This window comes from Synechococcus sp. MVIR-18-1, assembly GCF_014279835.1.
Classification (GTDB): Bacteria; Cyanobacteriota; Cyanobacteriia; order PCC-6307; family Cyanobiaceae; genus Synechococcus_C.
In genome coordinates this window covers 1,766,726-1,787,149 of the sequence record NZ_CP047942.1, presented here as the reverse complement: position 1 = coordinate 1,787,149, position 20,424 = coordinate 1,766,726, and the positions used below count along the sequence as shown (strand labels likewise).

The window sequence follows — 20,424 nt, the reverse complement described above, 5'->3', positions numbered from 1 at the left end:
TCAGGAAGATGTCATGGCGTTAGGGGAGCAACCCAGGATGCACCCGATCTTGCGCGCTCGCCCCACACGGCATCGAGGCGGCGATCTCGCCCACAACTGAAGCGGTAATAACGATAACGAAGCTCATTATTATTGGCATAATTTTGGTGGTAATCCTCCGCCGGCCAGAACTGAACTGCATCACGAATCTGCACTTTAATCTTAGATTTTGAGACCCCTAATTCACTTGCAGCAGAAGCAGAACTTGCTTGAGCGGCGGTGGCCTGCTGCTCACCAGCGGTGAAAATCACGGGTCGATACGAGTCACCACGATCACAAAACTGACCTTGACCATCAAGGGGGTCAATATTGCGCCAATAATGTTGCAAAAGGGTGGCATAGCTAATTTTATCGGCATCAAATCGCACACGTACCACTTCTTGATGCCCACTTTTTTCACCACTCACTTGTTGATACGTGGGATTCTCCACATGGCCACCGCTATACCCACTTTCAGCCGAAATCACACCTTCAACATCCTCTAAATCATGTTCGAGGCACCAAAAACAACCACCCGCAAGAACAGCATCCTGAACAGCTGCCATCGCTGACATCGGGCTTAACAACATGATGCTGGTCAAAACCAGCGGGATCAACGCACGCATGAGCTCAAGAGGGCTGTTGGATCTGGTCAAGAATGGCTTCGGCAGCACGATCGGTCACACCCGGTTCACCAAGGGTGTCACGCAAGCGCTGATACCCATCCAAAACCCTTTGCCGATCCGTTTGGTTATCTAACAAAGGAATGGCCAACGCCACAAGCTGATCGGCATTGAAATCCTCCTGCAACAGCTCAGGCACCAGACGCTCCTTCAGTAAAAGATTGACCGGCGAGATGTGATCCACGTGGAAACGGAGAATTCGCCGCGCCACCCAGGCGGTGACACGGCTAACCCGATAACCAACCACTTGCGGAACACCCTGAAGCGCTAGTTCCAAATTCACCGTGCCCGATTTACCCAAGGCCAAGTCGGCAGCGGCAAATAGGTGGGGCTTCATGGCATCGGCCTGATCAGCTGGAATCACCGTCCCTCGAACCCCCGCTTGATCCAGGGCCTGCTGCAATGGCTCTTCAAAGCGCTCCAATCCGGCCGGCACGATCACATGGAGTGATGGGTCACGCGCTTGAAGGGTGGCGGCAGCCTGCACCAATTCAGGCATGAGGTATCGCAGTTCCTGAGGCCGTGATGCAGGCATCAAAAGCAACAAGGCTCCTTCCGAGGGCAAGCCCAACGCACGCCGAGCAGCCTGACGATCGGGGGAGACCGGAACCATATCGAGGAGGGGATGCCCCACCCAGGTGACGTCAGCGCCTCGACCTGCATAGAACTCGGCTTCTTCAGGAAAAATCGCCAGGATTCGATCTGTGAACTGCAGCAAACTTTTGGTACCTCCTTCCCCAATGCGCCAAGCCCATTCCTGGGGGGCGATGTAATAGGTGATTGGCACATCCGGCAGACGATCTCTGAGGCTGTGGCCTAAGCGCACATTGGCACCCATGTAATCGATCAACACCACCCCATCGGGTGGGCGCTCTTTTAAGACCCGATCAACCCTGGCTTGCAATCGAATCGTGGGGAGAACCAAAGGGAGGGCTTCCCAGAGGCCAATCGCGCCCATCGGCGAAGTATCGGCTAGCAATTCAGCTCCAGCAGCCTGCATCCGCTCACCCCCCAGAGCAAGGACTTCTAAATCGAGTCCACGACGCTTCGCGACACGCCATAGGGCCTGAATCAACAAGCTTCCCTGCAGATCTCCAGACACCTCGCCGGTGCTGATGAGCAGACGCACCATCAGCGACTCGAGGGAGGAGGCATGGGCCCCCGTCGACCTGTCGACAAGGAATCCTCCAAAAAGGTACAGAGGTGGTTGGCGGCAGGCAGCAGAGCCTGCTGCCTCGCAAGGTTTAAGCCGTCAGCAATGACGTGATCGGAGCGATAAAGCAAGGACCAAACCTCTTGAAGCTGTTTGAATTCCTGACCCCCCTCAAGGCGATGCAGGCCTTGACGTCTCAAACCCACACGATTCAGACCCCGCACCCTGCCTGGATGGCCTTCGACAAGACAGTAAGGAGGAACATCACGATCCACACGGGTCATGCCGCCAACCATCGCCATGCCGCCGATGTGAACAAATTGATGAATCCCTAAACAACCACCGATCACGGCCCGATCTTCAATCAACACGTGGCCTGCCACTTGGATGCCATTCGACATCACGATGTTGTTTCCAAGCAAACAATTATGGCCAAGATGGCAATAGGCCATCAGCAAGTTGTTGTCACCAATCCGAGTCTGCTCACCTTCATCAGTGGCACGATTAATGGTGACGCATTCACGAATGGTGTTGTGATCACCAATCACAACTTCTGTTGGAGCCCCTTTGTATTTCAAATCCTGAGGTTCTTGCCCCAAACAAGCGCCGGGGTAAATGCGGTTGTGAGCGCCAATGCGCAGCAGACCATCGAGCACCACATGGGGACCAATCCAGGTGTTAGCCCCGATACTCACCTCAGGACCAATCACGGCTCCAGGTCCGATCACAACGCCATGGGCTAGTTCTGCTCGGGGATCAACCACCGCCATCGGATGGACCTGAGCGGGGCGATCGTCCGTGATCACTGATGTGGAGAGCTCATCACTCATCACGCTCAATCCACCAGAGAGAACATCAGCTCACCGGAGCAGACAAGCTGTCCGTCCACCGTGGCCTCCGCCTTCACTTTGCCAAAACGCTTTCGTTTAAGACTGAGCAACTCACAGGTAATTCTCAATTGATCACCCGGGACCACCGGCCGACGAAAACGAACGCCATCAATTCCGGCGAACACGAACAAGCCCTTCGGAAGATCTGGCATTTGGGTCACGATCAAGCCCCCCACCTGTGCCATCGCTTCCACGATCAACACCCCTGGCATTAAAGGACGATCAGGGAAATGCCCCTGAAACTGTGGCTCATTCAGGGTGACGTTCTTGATGGCGACTGCGCGTTCACCTGGAACGTGCTCAAGCACCCGATCCACCAACGCGAATGGATAACGATGGGGCAGCAACCCCATGATCTGCTCGGCATTGAGCACCGCAGAAGGCGAGTCGGTAGAGGCAAGAACGGTCAAGTGGCTCAGCGTTGGGGAACGAGTTGATCGGCAAGTGCCGCGGCCAACTCAGTATGAAGGCCGTGGGATCCTCGATAGACCAGCACCTGGGCTTGAGGAAAACCCACAAGAGCCAGATCTCCGATTAGATCCAAGATCTTATGGCGCACTGGTTCATCTGGAAAACGCAGCGGGGGGTTCATCCAGGAATCTCCATCACAGACGAGGGCATTATCTAAAGCACCTCCACGAATGAGACCAGAGGAGCGGAGTTGTTCCACTTGCTCGCGAAAACCAAAGGTCCGAGCCGGAGCGATCTCATCCATAAACGTTTGAGGAGAGAGCTCGAGGGTTAACTGCTGTCGGCCAATGGCTTGTTGAGGAAAATCAATCACGCCAACGAGCGTGAAGCGATCAGCAGGGGTCGCAGCAATGACACTGGTCCCGCGATGAAAGGCCAGCGGTTCAGACAGCACCAAAGGGGGGCGTCGTGGTGTTGATGCTTCGGTTAATCCGGCTTCAGCAATGGCCTCTACCCAGCCCAAAGCTGACCCATCAAGAAGCGGAATTTCTGTACCCGAAACCTGGAGCTCAACGTGGGATACCCCGCAGCCAGCGAGAGCAGCGAGCAGATGTTCCACGGTGGAGAGCTGTCTGTCTCCAAAGTCCAGGGTGGTACACAGCTGGCTATCGCGCACCTGTGAGGGGTCTAAACGGACAGGCTTTGACGTTTGATCAAGCCAGCGCACATAAAACCCCTCTTGCTCTGAGGGAAAGAGAGTGACGTCACACTGCTTTCCGCTATGCAATCCAATCCCTGAGCGCGACACACTGGATGCCAACGTCCATGAGTTGTTGTAATCAGCAGGCCAGGCCCCCATTAAAACTTCCAGCCCACTCCTAAGTTGAATCTCCACTCACCGGTGAAATCCTGACTGGCAACCTCAAGACGCAGAGGTCCAACGGGCGTTGTCACGATCACACCTGTACCGATGGAGAAACCCGAACCAGGCTTTTTCAGAAGAGTGCCGGGCTTACCAGGAACATTGCTCTGAGAACCGAAATCGGTACCTGCATCAACGAACAATTCACCCGCAAAAATACTGATGATCGGGAAGCGATATTCCAGGGTTGCTTCCCCGTAACTACGCCCAACAGCTAGGTCGCAGTCATACCAACCACGCACTGAATTCGAACCACCCAAACAAAAGGCTTCATAGGGAGGCAGATCTCCAACGATGGAACCTGCCTTTAATTGAATACCAATTGCTTGCGGACAATTTGCTTTTTCACCTGGCTTGGGCCTGCAGCCTTTCGCAATTTTCAGCCAGTTCACCGGAAAAAATTGTGTATAGCTTGCTTTCACACGATTGAAAGTTGGAGAATTCTCCCCAACTGACAAGAATTGCTCAGTACCAAAACTAAAGAAGTTACCTGAGGTTGGGTTTCGGGGATCATTGAGAGTGTTATACGTAGCCGCAAATCTTAGGCCAGCAAGATTGTTTTCATTGGCACAATTATACGAGATACATATAATATTTTCGTTTGGAACGCTATCGTCATCACCCTCACTCGGGGTGCCGTAAACACGCGACGTGCCCTCGAAGTTAATAGGCCGAACGCTCTGGACATTTAAGCCCGCAAGAATCTGCCATGGAGCATTCTTATAGGGGTCGCCTCCGTTGAGAGGCCTTGCAAAAATGATATTTCCGCCAACCCTTTGCAAGGCAACAGAGTCGCCCTGATAATCGAACCAGCTGTACTCAGGGAAGAGATCAGAAGCCTCTCCAACGTCGTCAAATTTCCTGCCAGCAGGATTATTGTTGGTGTTAATTTCGTAAGCGCGGGAAGACTTGTTGTCTTGGTAATCAGTAACGGTAACAATATCTCCATTGTTTTGGCTCTGAAACACCTGAGGCACTTCACGGCTCAAGAACAAAGAAGTACGGAACGATGTGCGATGCGCATCACCCTTGATCCATGGATCAGTAAACGTGAAATTCGCTAAACCGCCGTACTGGCCGTAGGTGAGGTTGAGAGCTAAGTTCCAAGCCCGTCCAAATAAATTGCTGTCCTGGACTTGAACTTGTCCAAACACACCTTGACTTTGGCTGTAGCCCAAGCCGCCTGAAAGAGAACCGGTTGACTGCTCAACGATCCCCAAAACAATATTGACTTCGCCTGGATTCCCTGCAACGGGCTTCAGTGTGACTTTGACATCACTGAACAACGATGTTCCATATAGACGCTTGATATCGCCCTCAAGTTGATTGCGATTAAAGGCCTCACCTGGCTTGATCGAGATTTCTCTCGTAACAACCCAGGGTTTCGTCTTCCCGCGAATTGGCTCGCCTTTTTCATTGGTCGTTTCACCTTCTTTATTGAGGAACTGCACCTCAACGCCAGCAACTGTGCCGACCACAACCTTGAGCTGGACGACCCCATCTGGACTAACACGCGTGGGACCTGTGACCCTTGCAAGGGCGTAACCCTCGCTTGTGTACCACGTCTGAAGTTCCTTCATCCGAAGCTGAAGTTCAGAGAGATTCAGCGTGCGCCCGTAGTCAGAGCTGAAGGCGTCCTCAATGACCTGTGGGGGGACCACATTGTCTTCAGGAAGCAGCTCAACCTTTGTAAGCACAGGATTGGGTACAACTTGAACAACAAGCTGTACACCGAGAGGACCATTAACCGGTTCAATCCGCACATCCGAGAACCAGCCAGTGGCGTAGATCGCCTCCAAATCAACCTTGAGCTCATCCCTGGTGACGCGACTACCAGGGCGAACGGTCATGGCGTCATAAGCAGCCAATTCCACCCGCTCTTGCTCAGGGTGGCCATCGATCCCATCAATTATCACCTCTGTAATCAGCACTCTCGGCTGCGCAGGGCTCTGGTCTTCTACAGCGACAGGCGCCTCTTCTAAACCTTCAAACGATTCCACCTCCACAGCTTGAGGTGCAGATTCTTGAGAATCAGTGTCATCCCCAGTTAAGGCTTCTTCAAGCTGAATCTGCTCCTCAGAACTCTGATCGGAGTCAGCCTCAGCTTGCGCTCGAGCAGGAAGAGTGGTCAGAAGCGGCAGGGCAAGTGCAAGCCCCAAAGCTCCTCGCCGAACGGCGTTCCTGGTTCGGGATGAGGAGGGATTGACCATGAGGTGGTGCGGATACCGGCCAAAATGGCCGCAAATGTCCGGTGACCTTACTTGTAGTTGCGGGGTTTGGGGGTTGCCCCTTGGACCCGTTTGCAGACCTCCCCGTAGGCCTCGATCACTCCGCCAAGGTCTTGACGGAAGCGATCCTTATCCAAAATGCGCTCCTTTTCATCCCGACTGTTCATGTCCCAAAGGCGGCAGGTGTCTGGGCTGATCTCGTCAGCAACAAGTAATTCACCCGCTGCATTGTGTCCCAGCTCGAGCTTGAAATCCACCAATTGCAGATTGAGAGCAGAGAAGAAAGGGATCAAAACAGTATTCACCCTCCTTGCCAACGTCTCGATTTCCTGACGACTTTCTGGACTGACTAAGTCAAGTAAAAAGAGGCGAGACTCTGTTAGCAGAGGATCACCAAGATCATCATCTTTGTAGTACAAATCCAGCAAAGCTGGATCCAAGCGAGTGCCTTGAGAAATAGGGGTTTGATGGCAGAGTGATCCGGTGGCCACATTGCGCAGCACCACTTCGATCGGGATCACCTTGACCCGTTGGACCACCATCCAATGATCCGACTCCAATCCGCAGTAATGGGTTGGTATCCCTTCCCGTTCAAGCAACTCAAACAGACACGCTGAGATCTGACAATTAAGTCGGCCTTTGTCTTCCAGTTGTGCACGCTTTTGGGCATTAAAAGCGGTGGCATCATTTTTGAATTCGACCAAAACCTCAGCCTCATTGTTTGAGGCATAAATGCGTTTGGCCTTGCCCTCATAGAGGAGCGGTCCATGGGAGCTGGTCATGGCGTGGCCAAAGGATTGGAAGCAGGAGCTTCAGATGAGTCCGATTCTCCCAGGGAGGCATGGCCACCGGCAGCGCGAGGTGAGCGCAGCTGATCCTCAAGGTCTTGCAAACGCTGTTGATCCCAGTCAGGGGAAATCTGTTCGAGCTCAAGCAGCGTTAAGCGGTCATCAACCCGGCTCGCCAAACGACGCAACCGTTCGCGAGGTCGCTCAGCATCGCCCCCCCGTTGCAACGCCAAACGCAACTGCAGGCGGAGCAGATCTTCCGCCAAACCCCAGGCTTGCTCAGCTGCCGCTTGATCCAAGGCCGCTTCCAACAACAGATCACTGCGCTCTGGATCAAGCGGCGCCAACAGTTCAGCAACTTGGCCAAGCCTGCGCGATGCCACTACCCCTGGAGTACGTCCCGCTAGAAGCACCGTGACGGCTTCCTCCGGCCGGCCAGCTGCCAGCTCATGGTTCGCCAGAAGATCAAGAGCTGAACGCGTAAGCGGCAAACCATCCTCCGATTGGCCCACGATCAACAGCTCGGTATCGAGACGCGTGAGATCTCCATTAGCCAAACGCCGCAGGGCCAGCACAGCGCGATCTTGATCGAGGGCCGCACTGGCGGCTTGCCACGACAGCAGCAACCACTCCCTGCGCTGTAATCCTGGTCCAGGGCCATATCGACTAAGCACAATCTGGGTGCTGTCGGGAGCCTTACAGGCCAGCAGCGCCCGGGCATTCGCCATCACAACAGCAAACGGTTGCGGGGAAGGCGCCACCAGCATCAAACGATTGCGCAGCAGACGCAGGCGCTCTTGCAGGCCAAAACGATCCGCATCAGCACAAGCCGCCGACAGCTGGGATATGTCACCTTCTTGGAGAACCGTTTCAAAGGTCTCAAGGGACATCGGCAAAGCAACAGGAGGCAGAACAGCAGCGCCCAACGGCGGTGCTGACGCCAATAAAAACACCAGTGGCAGAGAGGAAAGCCCCATGGGCTGACAGTCGTTCAACAAAGATGGACAGATCAGGGCAATGCGTCGAGCATTGCGCCTGAACTCCAAACCTAGGAGTCACCCCCCGTTCCGCACCCGCCCATGTCCATCTCCAGTTCCCGTCCCCTCTCGCTGCCACCGTTGCGCAATGTGCTCGTGGTCGGAGGTGGCGGACGAGAGCAGGCGTTGGCCTGGGCGTTCAGACGCTGCCCAGAGATCGAAGACATTTGGATCAGTCCTGGAAACGCTGGCACTAGCGATTTGGAAGGCTGCACTCCCCTGGCGATCGCAGAAACGGACCACGAAGGCATGGTTACGGCGTGCAGCAGGCACGCCATCGATCTCGTGGTGATCGGTCCAGAAGCACCCTTGGCCGCTGGTCTCGCAGACACGCTTCGTGGACAAGGCATCGCAGTCTTCGGCCCGAGTGCGGAGGGTGCACAGCTCGAAGCGAGCAAAGCCTGGGCAAAGCAACTCATGCAAGAAGCAGGAATTCCCACAGCTGGGTACTGGACCGTGACCAACGAACAGGAGGGGCTTGCCCTTCTCCAGCGACTGCAGCGTCCCTTGGTTGTGAAGGCGGATGGGCTCGCAGCTGGGAAAGGGGTAACGGTGGCGAACACCGTGGAGGAGACGGCCGCCGCCATTCAAGAGGCTTTTCAAGGGCGATTCGGACGAGCAGGCGAACAGCTTGTGCTGGAAGAACGCCTCACCGGTCCTGAAGTTTCCGTGTTTGCCCTATGCGATGGCGAGGACATGGTTTTGCTACCGCCCGCGCAGGATCACAAACGACTTTTAGATGGTGACCATGGACCGAATACCGGGGGAATGGGGGCCTATGCACCGGCCCCCCTCCTCGATCAAGCGGGCCTAGAGCAGGCGCGCAAACAAATCCTGAAACCAACCCTTGCGGCTTTGCGCAAGCGAGGAATCCACTACCGGGGGGTGATTTATGCGGGTCTCATGCTGACTGAGGAGGGGCCGCAGGTGATCGAATTCAATTGCCGCTTTGGCGATCCTGAATGTCAAACCCTGATGCCTCTCATGGGACCTGAACTCGCTCGCGTGCTCCAGGCTTGTGCGCTCGGACGTCTTGCAGATGCCCCAGCGCTCACACAGGTAGAGCTGTGCAGTGCCTGTGTTGTGGCAGCAGCAGCGGGCTATCCAGACAGGCCCCGGAAAGGTGATCCGATTGCGGTTGCATTCAGCCCCAACCCAACCAACACGGAACAACGTCAGTTGTTCCACGCAGGGACGAGACACAGCATTGAGGGGGTGCTGGAAACCTCCGGCGGCCGCGTTCTGGCGATGGTGGCTCAAGCAACAGATTTCGATCAGGCCTTCGCAAAGGCCTACGAAGGATTAAGGCAGGTCCGATACAACGGCATGCAATTCAGAACAGACATTGGCCATCAAGTGCGCACCTAAGCTTTGTTAAGCATTGATGCGCCATGAGTAGCGGTTCGGCACCAGCTTCTGCGAACTCGACTGCGTCCTCATGGGCAGGGTCAGCCTCTTCTGATACGGCCGCAGAGCAGGAGGGCCTTTGGAGTGGCATCCGCCTCTGGTGGGCCGAATTCAGCCTTCAGACCAAACTTCTGGCCATCGCCACGCTGGTGGTGAGCCTGATGATGACCAGCATCACCTTTTTCGCGCTCAACGGCATCCAACGTGATGCAGTGATGAATGACACGCGTTACGCCCGCGATTTAGGGCTGCTTCTAGCGGGCAATGTCACCGAGCTGGTTGCAGAAGGACACGACCGAGAACTGGCCAATGTGGCCGAACAGTTTTGGCGTTCAAGCCGCAGCCTGCGCTACATCTTTTTTGCAGATCCAGAAGGCGTTGTGTACCTCGGCATTCCCATCAGTGGGAATGACGCTGATACCAGGGGAAACCTACGTCTCAATAGACGCCTCGAACTCCCGAGTGAACTGAGATCGAGGCCTAAAAATCCCCTCGTCCGTCAACACCTGACCCCTGAGGGTCAGGTCACTGATGTTTTTGTGCCCTTGATTCATGAGGGTCGCTATCTCGGCGTTCTCGCCCTCGGGGTGAATCCGAATGACTCGGCTCTTGCTAGTGCCTCCTTGACCCGAGAGGTCACCGTGGCCGTCTTTATTTCAATTTGGGTCCTGGTGATTCTTGGGGCTGTTTTCAACGCGCTGACCATCACCCGCCCCGTCAAGGAACTGCTACGCGGCGTTCGCTCGATTGCTTCTGGAGATTTCCAGGCCCGTATTGGCCTCCCTGTTGGCGGCGAACTTGGCGAGTTGTTGGATGGATTTAATGCGATGGCCTCGCAGCTTCAGGACTACGACGCAGCCAACATCGAAGAGTTGCAGGCTGCCCAGGTCAAGCAGGCCTCGCTGATCGCAACGATGGCGGATGGTGCGGTGTTGCTGGATGAGAAAGGTCAAATTGTGTTGGCCAATCCAACGGCTCGACGCTTATTTCGCTGGGAGGGACGCAATCTCGAAGGACAGGATTTTCTCAATGCAATCCCAGACTTGCTAGCCAACGAGCTCCATGAGCCTCTTGATGGAGTCCTGAACCAAGGCCGTGACAGCAATGATCTTCGAAGCAGCATCGGGGAGCCGCCTCGCACCCTGCGCTTCGTGCTTCAAGCCGTACGCGAACCCAGCGGCGAAAACCTAAAGGGAATCGCCGTAACCATGCAGGACCTCACCCGCGAAGTGGAGCTGAACGCGGCCCAGAGCCGCTTCATCAGCAACGTGTCCCATGAACTGCGCACTCCGCTGTTCAACATCAAGAGCTACGTCGAAACCCTGTACGAAATGGGGGATCAACTCAGCGAGAAAGATAAGCAAGAGTTTCTGGGCATTGCCAATGACGAAACAGATCGACTCACTCGACTCGTCAACGATGTACTGGATCTTTCAAGGCTCGAAGCCCATCCCAGCGTTCAGTTTTCTGAACTCGATCTGAGGCCTGGCCTAGAACAAACCCTGCGCAGCTACCAACTGAACGCATCAGACAAACAAGTGGAACTTGACCTGGAGGCATCAATCGATCTGCCAGACATTCTTGGCAATTGGGACCTGCTCCTCCAGGTGCTGGATAATCTCGTTGGAAATGCTCTCAAGTTCAGCCGGAGTGGCAGCCGCATCGTGATACGCGCCTACGCCTGGCCCGACAGCTGCTGGATGGGACCTCTTCCAGAAGATTCACTTCAAGCACCACAATGCGAAATGATTTCACCTCTTCCAAAATTACGAGTGGAAGTGGGTGACACAGGTTATGGAATCAGCGAAGACAAACAACAACGAATCTTTGAACGGTTTTATCGCGTAGAGAATGCAGTTCATACGGAAGTGGGGACGGGCTTAGGACTCTCCATCGTGAGGGGAATTTTAGAGAAACACAGCAGTGTGATTCGTATGGCAAGCGAACCGGATGTAGGAACAACATTCTGGTTTGACTTACCTCTAGCCCAATCCGACCAAGACGAAATCAAATTGCAAGCTGAGCGACAAAGTCGCTATGAGCAAGAAGAATTTGAGGTTGACTGAAGAAAAGTCGCTTCAATTTAGCCTTGATATTTCAAGTTCTAATCATTCCTATTCTGGAGCCACTCCACGAGCGATACGCGATAGTTCGCTCCGTTCATCCATCGTTACGCGATGAGGAACGCCGCTGATAATTCTCTCGAAATTGGAGAAAGAATCTTGAATTTGCGGTCCGTTACCAGTGATCAAGAATTCTCGAATGCCGCGATCATGCCAGGACCCACGCATCTTGAAAACATTGATCGCTCTAGCCATCTCACCACGTATCTCAACATACTGGAGCAATAAAATCGTGTCAGTGATGGTTGAGATATGGGAATCAGTGATCGAATGACTCCCCATGAATTCTTCTGATGTATTGGTAAAGAAGCCAGCAATTTCTTCTTGCTTTGCATATCCAGTCAATGCGATCACAAACTGCCTAAAGGCATTGCGGCTTACACCACGCGCCAACGCAGATAATGAGTCAATCGCCATTCGCGTTGGCTTGAATTGACTGATCTCAGTTTTAATAATCTGTAAGTGGTCTTCTAAGCCAGTGGACTCTGGGTAGGCGCAAATAATCTTCAGCAGGCCATCTTGCTCCATCTGCTCAAAATCAATACCCCAACTTGTGCCATTACGCATCAATTGAGCACGTGATTCTTCATAGGCAAACAAAATTGCTCGCTCTTTATTACTGCAGGCATCCTCAATAAATTTCGAAACCAGCAAGGTCTTCCCTGTACCAGTCGCTCCCGTCGCGAGAATGATTGAATCCTTGAAGTAGCCGCCACCACACATCTCATCGAGCCGTGGCACACCAGAACTCACGCGCACATTGGATGAGCGCTGCGTGAGTCTCATCGCACCAAGAGGGAAGATGCTGATCCCATGGGCCCCCATCGTGAACGGGAACTCACCCTTCATATGGGTGGTGCCTCGCAATTTGAGAATCTCAACAGTCCTTCTTCGGCGCTCGCCCTCAAGCACATTACGGAGAATCACAACATTGTCAGAGACAAACTCTTCAACGCCGTAACGCGCGATTGGCCCGTATTCATCGATTCGTTCAGTGGTCATCACAGTTGTGACACCGATCTCCTTCAAGCGTGCGATGAGACGGAAGATCTCCCGGCGCACAACAAACACCGCATCATATTGTTGAAATACAGCCGTAATCGAATCGATTGCCACCCTTTTGGCTTTGTACTTTCGGATGGCGTAATTAATTCTTTCAATCAGGCCAGACAGATCGAAACTGCCCGCCACATCCTGACCATCAGGATCCGGTGAAGCATCAAGAATAAAGAGCTTATCTTGCTCCACCATCTCCTGCAGGTTCCAACCGAAACTTGCAGCGTTACGCAGAATATCGAGTGGCGACTCTTCAAACGTGACAAAAATTCCGGGCTCATCGTAATGAGCAATTCCATTGTGGAGAAAGTGCAAGGAAAAAACAGTTTTACCCGTTCCGGACGTTCCGCTAATCAGGGTGCTGCGTCCAATTGGCAAGCCGCCATGACACACATCATCAAAGCCCTCAATTCCAGTGGGGAGCTTCTGGACCTGCATCTGAGGAGAACCGCTTGAGCTAGAAATCTGCATAACTGCGACCTTGCTCTCCAACGTTAATAAGGAAAATCCTCAGTACCCTCTAGATCACCCCGTGACTTAAGAATCTGCCTCTTCGATGTCCGGAACTTCCAACGCATCCATCAGCGAAGAGCTGAGGTCGTTGTCAACAAGCTCGTCGTAAAGAAGATCAAGGCCGATCAGCACTCGTTCACGATCAGAAAGGTCGCCAATAATACGACGCACAGGAGGGGGGAGAATTTTGGACAACGTGGGAGTTGCCAGAATTTTGTCTTCTTCTGCAAGCTGAGGATTTTTCAAGACATCAATGACCTTCAAGGCATAGACACCCTTGAATTCCGTTTCAAGAATATTCCGAAGCGTTTTGAGTGCACGCATCGAATTCGGAGTATTCCCAGCTACATAAAGCTTGAGGATATAAGTCTTGCGCGGGCTCATAAGATCACTTCCGAATCCTGAAGCTGACGGCGCTTAGATCCAGCAGAAGCCAAGGGAATATCTCCAGGGACTGACCGTCGGTACATTTCGCAAAGGTGAGCCATGACATCCAACAGTGCAAGGCGGTAATCCTGAAGGAAGTCGTCTTTATGCCCTTCAAGTCTGAGTTGTTTCCAAAAGTCGTCAATCAGATTCATGTGAATCTCAACGGTTTGAGTAATGGGCAGGTCGCCAAAAAAAGCGGTATTTACAAAACTCTCTAACGCCTGGTTGGCAGCAGCAGGGTCACGGAAGTAACCAATCAACAGATCTCGATAGGTGCGCTGCAGCGACTGCAGCAGCTCACGCTGTTCATGGGGAGGAAGATTGGCCAAGAATCGCGAGGGATCTCGCTTGTAGAACACCCCGAGGTAACCAAGCCTCTCCTGCAAGCGGCTCGACAACTTCCAAGCACGTCCCTCAGGCTGCCCACCAACCTGATCCGATTCGGTGGATCCATCTTCAGGGCGAATATCTTTCTGACCGTGGCGAAGAAAGCGTGAGATCGCTGCGTCAACGTTGTAACCAAGCTGCTCAAGCTGATCGTCTGGCAGATGAACCTCTTCAGGGTGGTAATCGACACGGCCCATCAATTCGCCCACCACAACGGCAGGAAAGAGCAAACCACGAGCTAGTAGGTCTTCACGTGTCTTGTCTTGCAGGAGAGATTGCTCAATCACTACAGCATCGACAGCCTCGCGTTGTCGTTCCAACGCGGAGACGACATCCACCGCTGAGTCCTCAAGGCCTAGATCCACCTGGGTGTAGCGATTGCCAGGCAACCACTGACAGCAAGCCGATTCGAGCTCAGGCGACCTCAATAACAAGGCGATCGTGAGGGCCGGCCTGGTCATCCAAAACGAAAAGTGTTCAAGTGAATCTTGACGAAAGAGAGCACGAAGGTCGAAGATCTTTGTTTGTCTTTCGATTGCGGCACAGGCCAAATCGGCGGCTTCCAAGTCTCCGAGCCTGTTCGCGTCCCGTAGCCCATGGCAGAAACCAGCAGCAGCAGCTCACAAACCACTCCAGAAACAGGCTCGTACGCCATCGTCGAGGCCTCTGGACAGCAATTTTGGGTGCAACCCAACCGTTATTACGACCTCGACCGGCTGCATGCCGAAGTCGACGCCAAGATCACCCTCGACAAGGTGCTTCTGGTCAAAGACGGTGACGCAGCCACCGTCGGCAAGCCCTATGTCCAGGGCGCCAGTGTGGAACTCAAAGTGATGGCTCACCGTCGCGGTCAAAAAGTGATCGTTTACAAAATGCGCCCTAAAAAGAAAACACGCCGTAAGAATGGTCATAGACAGGAGCTCACCCGAGTGATGGTCGAATCCATTTCCGTCGGCGGTAAAGCCATCAGCTGATTGCCTCAACCAGCTTCCCTCTCTCCATCTCTTTGATTTTCCATGGCCCACAAGAAAGGCACAGGTTCAACCCGCAACGGACGTGACTCCAATTCCAAACGCCTCGGCGTGAAGGCCTACGGCGGTGAAAGCGTAACGGCTGGTTCCATTCTGATCCGCCAACGTGGCACCTCCGTTATGCCAGGCGTCAATGTTGGTCGCGGCAAGGATGACACCTTGTTTGCCTTGACCGACGGGATCGTCAAATTTGAGTCGATCCGCCGCGGGCTTCGCAATCGCAAGCGCATCACGGTTGCAGCAGCAGCTCAGTAATCCAGACTGATCAAGCGACTGACAAAAGACAGAGTCCTCAGCAAAGAGCAATGATCGAAAGATTGTTGCTCTTTTTTTGTTCGACCCATCATGAAAATAGTTTGTGTGCTTGCACTTCCGAACCACTCATCATGAACACCGTCAATGCAAATAGTGCAGGGCAACTTTCATCTTGTTAGCAAAGTTCCAATGAATAAGCAATTCAACTCCATTCATATCTACCGCGGCTGAAGTATCTCAAAGCGGAGTGCTGAGAAGAGTAATCAGCAGACAATGTTCAGCAGATTGGAATCTAAAGAGACGAAGGGGAGAGGCGAAAGAGAAGGTGACAACCGAAAGCGCTCGTCAACAAGACGTTCCGTTCCAAGACGGGAACAACTGCAAAGAGAGATTTTGAACTTTTGCGGTGAGCTGATAGAGAAAGCATTACTGGCACCCCTTGCCCTTCTCAGAGGCACAAACCTAGACATCTGGAGTGAGTGGAGCCGTAGCAGGTGAAAGAAAGCTTGAGGCCAATGCCCATGATCAACTGAGCTGATTGGTCTTAGCGCATTCCTTTTCTCAATCAAGACGATATTGATACCGCTGAAGCCACAGGCACTCCCAAAAGGCTTTAAGTTTTATAAACCATTCGTTTTCAAATCTCAAAGATGTCTACCGAAATCCGCAACTGGGATCTTGTCGCCAAGGCGATGGAAGCAGCTGGATCAACGTCAAGCCAAATGTATATTCGCGCCAAAGCGTTGGCAGAAGGAAAGCCTGATCCAATGCCAACAAGCTTTCCTCAAGCACCCCACAGCATCTCAGCCGTGGCTGGATGACATGAGCACCGAACAGACAAATCATAAACTCTCATTTTTACCAAGCATGACTGATACACAACGTTCCAATTCGGCTTTATAAAATTTCCGGAACCTGGAACGAAAGGCAGCCCAAAACATTCAAAGCCAACCAGGCAAATAGATCATCTTCAACCCTAAGCACACTAAAGCAATCACAAAACAGCTTAAAACAATAGTAGCTAATTATTTTATATTCTCACCAATCTCATTCAAGTAATCCATACAAGTAAAATTTAAACTAAAGTTCTTCGGGAAAGATCTTTCGTTCTTGCCACTCCAATGCGCAATCAGCCAATCATCTATATACAATTTATCATCGAATTCAATCTTCCTAAGGTTGATAATTAAACTGCTGCTTCTCAACTAGCCGTGCCATCACCTGTTGACAAGTCCAGCGAAGCGGCCTCCAAAAAGCAGAATTAGAAAGTTCGTAGATCAGCTCCATTTGATCAAAGAGTTCTAGCTCGAGACAAGCCCAAGCTGCCGCTATCCTTGATTTTGTGTATTGAGGAGTTGTTTCTGAAAGAGCAGCTCGAACCAAATCACTTTTTTGGTGGAATCTGCGCAAACCAATAATGCATGTAAGGTAATAGTGAGTAACGTAATCAGACCAAAGCCTTTCTTGCATACTATCAACTATTTCAAGACAACTCTGAGAATCGATAGTCATGAGGCTCAATGCCGCACCATATTGACGCGCTTCGTCTCTATGACTGAGATTCCTCTCTATTTCATTAGGATTCATATCACACTGCCACTCAGATTTTAAATCAAGATATTGAGGATTGTCAGTTAAAAGCTGTTCTAACAGAGTGTAATTTTCAGAAGTAAGAATTGAATGATTAACATCAACGATATCAAAAAAACTTTTTGCCCTAAGAGACATAGAAACTGGTGCACGCACCAAATCTGATAGTCTGCTTTCATCACCAGCATCACCTAAATCAATCACGGCCGAGCGTCTTTTTCCAGCCACTAAATCAGTAAGCTGTGGAATCAAAGGGCCTAAGAGATCAACTCTTCCATATATCCTTGCCTGATACGCGCGTACTGCACCAGAAACCAAGACACTCTCATGAGAACAAAGATTGTAGATGACAGAATGAGATTTTGGATTCATAATTTTTAGTCTGGTATGAGCTTGAATAACAGCACGCATCTGCGTAACTTCGCCATTCAAGAGTGAAAGGAGTAGATCTATGTCATCGGAGAGTGGCTGCCAACCAATGCGAACCAAGGAAGTAATTGCATTAATGACAGCCTCGCTATCAGTACAATTCAAAACACCAACTAAAGTTGGTATGGCTCGCACATCTTTTCTCCTTCCAAGAGCTTCAATAGATTTTCTACGCGTAATCCTGTCGTACAATTCATCGACGGAAAGCTTCTCAACAGCATGAAGAAGTAACTCAAATGATGCATCTGTTGCGCTCAAGCCAAGCCTAGTGGCAGCAAAATAACGATCTGCGGGTCTCTTAACATTTAAAGTATTCTCAAACAAGAGCCTTGAGGCATCACTTTCGCTCATCCCGTGAACAAGAATATCAAACCTTTCAGCCATAAGAATAAAACGAATAAATAATTCTATCTAAATAATCCATTGCAAACGGTAAAAACACATTTAATATGCATCATGTTGACAATTTTTATTTACACAAGCAGTCCATAAGAAACATGCAAATGCAGAATTTCAGATTTCATAGACAATAGAGACATACAGGGCAAACCAAAAGCCACCCCAAAGAGATTTTTCAGCTTTACCAAATTAATCAATCAAACTATATCGAGACTATTCAAGAATGTGGAAACTTACTAAAATCAAGAGCAAGATGGATTAGCCTAATTCAGGAGTCCAACAAACTACTTTGATCGCTTATCGATTAGTTCAATCAAATGAGCATCATGTTTATCGCAAAAGTCCGAAACACATTGCCTAAGAATATGGCCTATAGATAAAGACTCTGTATAGCAAAGAAGCTTGAGCTTTTTATGAAGCTCATCATTCAACTCAAAGGTGATTCGTTTCATTCTTGATGAACATAAATTTTTCGATAACTCGTAAAGGTCACCATATTTTCCAAATTCTACTCTTTTTGGTAAGAATCGGATAAGAGCAAGAAAAAGCTTAACCTTTCTCTTAGCTTCAGGATTGGAGGCAAAACCCTACGGTCTTTAAATTAATTTCATTGTTGAAGCAGGGCAAGGTCAGTACTTGCATGCCTGTTTATAAAAGCTTAGAGCGCTTAAGTGTTTGGCTTGGCAATTCTCCAAAACTGGTAAAGTACCTTCTCGAAAATCTACCTTGATGCTTAAATCCAAAACGAATTGCTATTTCACGGATAGTATTATTATCATAATCTGATGTCGTAGAATAATAAATCATTGATCTTCTGGCTTCTTCAAGTCTTACCTGAGTCATCATTTCTATGATACCCATGCCGAAGTAATCTTGGCATACTCGATATAAAGAAGCTTGGCCAGAGTTTAAATGCCGACAAACGTCTGACAAGGACATTGGTGAGCTCATTTGATCAAGATCATGTGCAAGATCAACAATCTCACCAAGCAAACGCTGATTCTTTGCCTGTTTCTTTTTAAACAGTCTACGATTTCCTTCTTCGAGACAGATAGTCATTAAATCATAGTACTTAGAAGGATTAGAAATTCCTTTAACAAGATCTCTTCGAGTAAGTTTCCGCAATTGCGTGAAGGCTTCATGGTCAATCACTAAACCCATGGATTGATTTAAATTATCAATAGCATGACTTGCCTTGCATTCTTGAAGCTTATCGAGGAGTATTTTCTTGTCTAACATACATGCAGTTGAAGAGCATGATTCAGAATATTTCCCCCATGAGTCACCTGGGTTTGAATGAAAAGTATTAAAACCTCCAAGACTATTATCATTCATGTCAAAACCTTCGCAGTATCCAAAAGGAGAATTTGCTTTGCGAATTGGTGTTATCCAATTAAAATCAACTGACCAACTTGTACCCCATCCCTCGTATAGAAGGGGTTTTGAGGCACTGATCTCAGCAATAGCCATACCAGTTGATTTTTGATGAGACATAGAATAACTACCTTCACCACTTTCAAGTTGAGAAATTCTGGTGACTTGACCATATTCCTGAAGAGTCTCAGATAATTGCAATGGATCTGTATAGGCAAATTTGATTTTCATGACATACTTCCTCTACGCAAGTCAGAAACAAGAACACTCATCTTGCTTGCTTTATCAATTGTGTCTTCAGGACTCTCTAGAAAAGTCCTAAAATACAGTCGTTGAAAAGAATCCCAATTTTTGAACCCATAATATAAAGCATTATGCTGTTTAGTAAATTGCTTTAAGCCACGGGGAACGTGTGGATTTAGATAAGACTTCTTGACTTGCTCTAGACGGATACTTTTAATCAAATCAAGAATATTCATATTAAAGGTAGATATACACGCTTGGCCTACAGATTCTTGCTCAGAATTCAAGTATTTAGTAATTTCTCCAATCGTCAAGGGTGGCAAACCTGATCTATCTTCATGCAATAATTTAACAAGATCCTCTATCAGTTCAGTGGATTCAGATCTCTCGGTGATCTGATTTTGTAGCTCGCAAGAATCCTCTAAAGTTGCAATGGCTAAATCATAAAATCCACTAGCTGTAGTGATTCCTTTCGTAAAATGCTTTTCAAACAAATTTTTGAGCTGAAAGCTAGCCGTGCTATTGGAATCAATGCCGATACATTCTTCGATTCTTGCATATGCATTATAAGCATTCATTTTGTCTATTTTTTCTTTCATTATTTTCCACTTCAGGCTCATACAGCAGAGGAGAGTATTGGCCCCAACAATATCCCATGTATTGCCACCAGTTTTATTTAAACGATTAAATCCTGCTATGCTTAAATCCTTCATCTTGTGACCACTAATAATAGTGTTACTGCCTGGCTTTTTGCCTTGATTATTTATCCAGCAAAATGCAATTGAATTTTGATTGGCTTCTTCTTCGTAAAGCAAGGTTTGATTTGACTTAAAAATTTCAAGGTGAACATTATTAATCGGGGCGCATATCGAACTCGTTTGCAATTCACCTTTGCTGAGCTGGGTGATATTGCAAGAAAAATTCGAGGTGGAATAATATTCATTATAATGATTCTTGCAATATGTTTCCATTCCAAGCAAGTTACTGAAAACATATTCTTTTGCCTTCCTTGCCTTCATCTGGTTGCTACCTTGGCGTGATGCCTATGAAAATCAAGC

General features: G+C 50.1%; 20 protein-coding genes. 5 read left to right on the top strand and 15 right to left on the bottom strand.

The window, feature by feature from the left end; genetic code table 11:
• Positions 1 to 11: 11 nt before the first annotated feature.
• The 8 genes from msrA to SynMVIR181_RS09570 are packed head-to-tail and all read right to left on the bottom strand — an operon-like array spanning position 12 to position 8,070.
• Positions 12 to 644 carry a peptide-methionine (S)-S-oxide reductase MsrA gene (msrA, locus tag SynMVIR181_RS09605; protein WP_186589090.1) on the bottom strand — a complete coding sequence of 211 codons (633 nt, stop codon included), beginning with the start codon at positions 642 to 644 and terminating at the stop codon, positions 12 to 14.
• A 4-nt stretch (positions 645 to 648) separates the two neighbouring features.
• The gene (gene lpxB, locus SynMVIR181_RS09600; protein WP_186589089.1) at positions 649 to 1,833 is read right to left on the bottom strand and encodes a lipid-A-disaccharide synthase; all 1,185 of its coding nucleotides are present in this window, start codon (positions 1,831 to 1,833) and stop codon (positions 649 to 651) included.
• Entirely contained in the window at positions 1,833 to 2,684 is an 852-nt protein-coding gene (lpxA, locus tag SynMVIR181_RS09595) for an acyl-ACP--UDP-N-acetylglucosamine O-acyltransferase (protein ID WP_186589088.1), read from the bottom strand. Before lpxA ends, lpxB begins: the two co-directional genes overlap by 1 nt.
• 5 nt (positions 2,685 to 2,689) lie before the next feature.
• On the bottom strand, positions 2,690 to 3,154 hold the full coding sequence (fabZ, locus tag SynMVIR181_RS09590) for a 3-hydroxyacyl-ACP dehydratase FabZ (RefSeq protein ID WP_255444244.1): 465 nt from the start codon (positions 3,152 to 3,154) through the stop codon (positions 2,690 to 2,692).
• A gap of 5 nt (positions 3,155 to 3,159) precedes the next feature.
• Positions 3,160 to 4,014 (bottom strand): UDP-3-O-acyl-N-acetylglucosamine deacetylase, encoded by an 855-nt coding sequence (gene lpxC, locus SynMVIR181_RS09585; protein WP_186590605.1) that lies wholly within the window; start codon positions 4,012 to 4,014, stop codon positions 3,160 to 3,162.
• Positions 4,014 to 6,287, bottom strand: a complete 2,274-nt coding sequence (locus tag SynMVIR181_RS09580) for a BamA/TamA family outer membrane protein (protein WP_186589087.1) — start codon at positions 6,285 to 6,287, stop codon at positions 4,014 to 4,016. Before SynMVIR181_RS09580 ends, lpxC begins: the two co-directional genes overlap by 1 nt.
• Before the next feature lie 47 nt (positions 6,288 to 6,334).
• Complete coding sequence (gene purC / locus SynMVIR181_RS09575) at positions 6,335 to 7,087, bottom strand: phosphoribosylaminoimidazolesuccinocarboxamide synthase (RefSeq protein ID WP_186589086.1); 753 nt, start codon at positions 7,085 to 7,087, stop codon at positions 6,335 to 6,337.
• Positions 7,084 to 8,070: a hypothetical protein gene (locus tag SynMVIR181_RS09570; RefSeq protein WP_186589085.1), complete on the bottom strand. Its 987-nt coding sequence runs from the start codon at positions 8,068 to 8,070 to the stop codon at positions 7,084 to 7,086. The genes purC and SynMVIR181_RS09570 overlap by 4 nt, the downstream gene beginning before the upstream one ends.
• A gap of 102 nt (positions 8,071 to 8,172) precedes the next feature.
• On the opposite strand from SynMVIR181_RS09570, the gene purD reads away from it, so the two are divergent.
• Together purD and SynMVIR181_RS09560 are read left to right on the top strand one after the other, a co-directional pair.
• Entirely contained in the window at positions 8,173 to 9,498 is a 1,326-nt protein-coding gene (purD, locus tag SynMVIR181_RS09565) for a phosphoribosylamine--glycine ligase (RefSeq protein ID WP_186589084.1), read from the top strand.
• A 23-nt stretch (positions 9,499 to 9,521) separates the two neighbouring features.
• The gene (locus tag SynMVIR181_RS09560; RefSeq protein WP_186589083.1) at positions 9,522 to 11,603 is read left to right on the top strand and encodes an ATP-binding protein; all 2,082 of its coding nucleotides are present in this window, start codon (positions 9,522 to 9,524) and stop codon (positions 11,601 to 11,603) included.
• A 48-nt stretch (positions 11,604 to 11,651) separates the two neighbouring features.
• On the opposite strand, the gene kaiC is transcribed toward SynMVIR181_RS09560, so the two are convergent.
• The 3 genes from kaiC to SynMVIR181_RS09545 form a co-directional block, all read right to left on the bottom strand.
• A complete protein-coding gene (kaiC, locus tag SynMVIR181_RS09555) occupies positions 11,652 to 13,187 on the bottom strand; it encodes a circadian clock protein KaiC (protein ID WP_186589082.1) in 1,536 nt (511 codons plus the stop codon).
• Between the two features lie 66 nt (positions 13,188 to 13,253).
• The gene (gene kaiB, locus SynMVIR181_RS09550; RefSeq protein WP_048347100.1) at positions 13,254 to 13,613 is read right to left on the bottom strand and encodes a circadian clock protein KaiB; all 360 of its coding nucleotides are present in this window, start codon (positions 13,611 to 13,613) and stop codon (positions 13,254 to 13,256) included.
• Complete coding sequence (locus SynMVIR181_RS09545; RefSeq protein ID WP_186589081.1) at positions 13,610 to 14,506, bottom strand: circadian clock protein KaiA; 897 nt, start codon at positions 14,504 to 14,506, stop codon at positions 13,610 to 13,612. The genes kaiB and SynMVIR181_RS09545 overlap by 4 nt, the downstream gene beginning before the upstream one ends.
• Positions 14,507 to 14,641: 135 nt before the next feature.
• Between SynMVIR181_RS09545 and rplU the strand changes: the two genes are divergently transcribed.
• From rplU to SynMVIR181_RS09530, 3 genes are all read left to right on the top strand, one after another.
• Positions 14,642 to 15,019 (top strand): 50S ribosomal protein L21, encoded by a 378-nt coding sequence (rplU, locus tag SynMVIR181_RS09540; RefSeq protein ID WP_186589080.1) that lies wholly within the window; start codon positions 14,642 to 14,644, stop codon positions 15,017 to 15,019.
• 42 nt (positions 15,020 to 15,061) lie between these two features.
• On the top strand, positions 15,062 to 15,331 hold the full coding sequence (rpmA, locus tag SynMVIR181_RS09535; RefSeq protein WP_006853593.1) for a 50S ribosomal protein L27: 270 nt from the start codon (positions 15,062 to 15,064) through the stop codon (positions 15,329 to 15,331).
• 650 nt (positions 15,332 to 15,981) lie between these two features.
• A complete protein-coding gene (locus SynMVIR181_RS09530) occupies positions 15,982 to 16,152 on the top strand; it encodes a hypothetical protein (protein ID WP_186589079.1) in 171 nt (56 codons plus the stop codon).
• Positions 16,153 to 16,504: 352 nt separating this feature from the next.
• Here the strand turns inward: SynMVIR181_RS09530 and SynMVIR181_RS09525 are convergent, their stop codons facing one another.
• From SynMVIR181_RS09525 to SynMVIR181_RS09510, 4 genes are all read right to left on the bottom strand, one after another.
• On the bottom strand, positions 16,505 to 17,734 hold the full coding sequence (locus SynMVIR181_RS09525) for a HEAT repeat domain-containing protein (RefSeq protein WP_186589078.1): 1,230 nt from the start codon (positions 17,732 to 17,734) through the stop codon (positions 16,505 to 16,507).
• A 299-nt stretch (positions 17,735 to 18,033) separates the two neighbouring features.
• Positions 18,034 to 18,282: a plasmid partition protein ParG gene (locus SynMVIR181_RS09520; RefSeq protein ID WP_186590604.1), complete on the bottom strand. Its 249-nt coding sequence runs from the start codon at positions 18,280 to 18,282 to the stop codon at positions 18,034 to 18,036.
• Between the two features lie 115 nt (positions 18,283 to 18,397).
• Positions 18,398 to 19,354 (bottom strand): helix-turn-helix domain-containing protein, encoded by a 957-nt coding sequence (locus tag SynMVIR181_RS09515; protein ID WP_186589077.1) that lies wholly within the window; start codon positions 19,352 to 19,354, stop codon positions 18,398 to 18,400.
• Positions 19,351 to 20,385, bottom strand: a complete 1,035-nt coding sequence (locus SynMVIR181_RS09510) for an AraC family transcriptional regulator (RefSeq protein WP_186589076.1) — start codon at positions 20,383 to 20,385, stop codon at positions 19,351 to 19,353. Before SynMVIR181_RS09510 ends, SynMVIR181_RS09515 begins: the two co-directional genes overlap by 4 nt.
• Positions 20,386 to 20,424 lie beyond the last annotated feature (39 nt).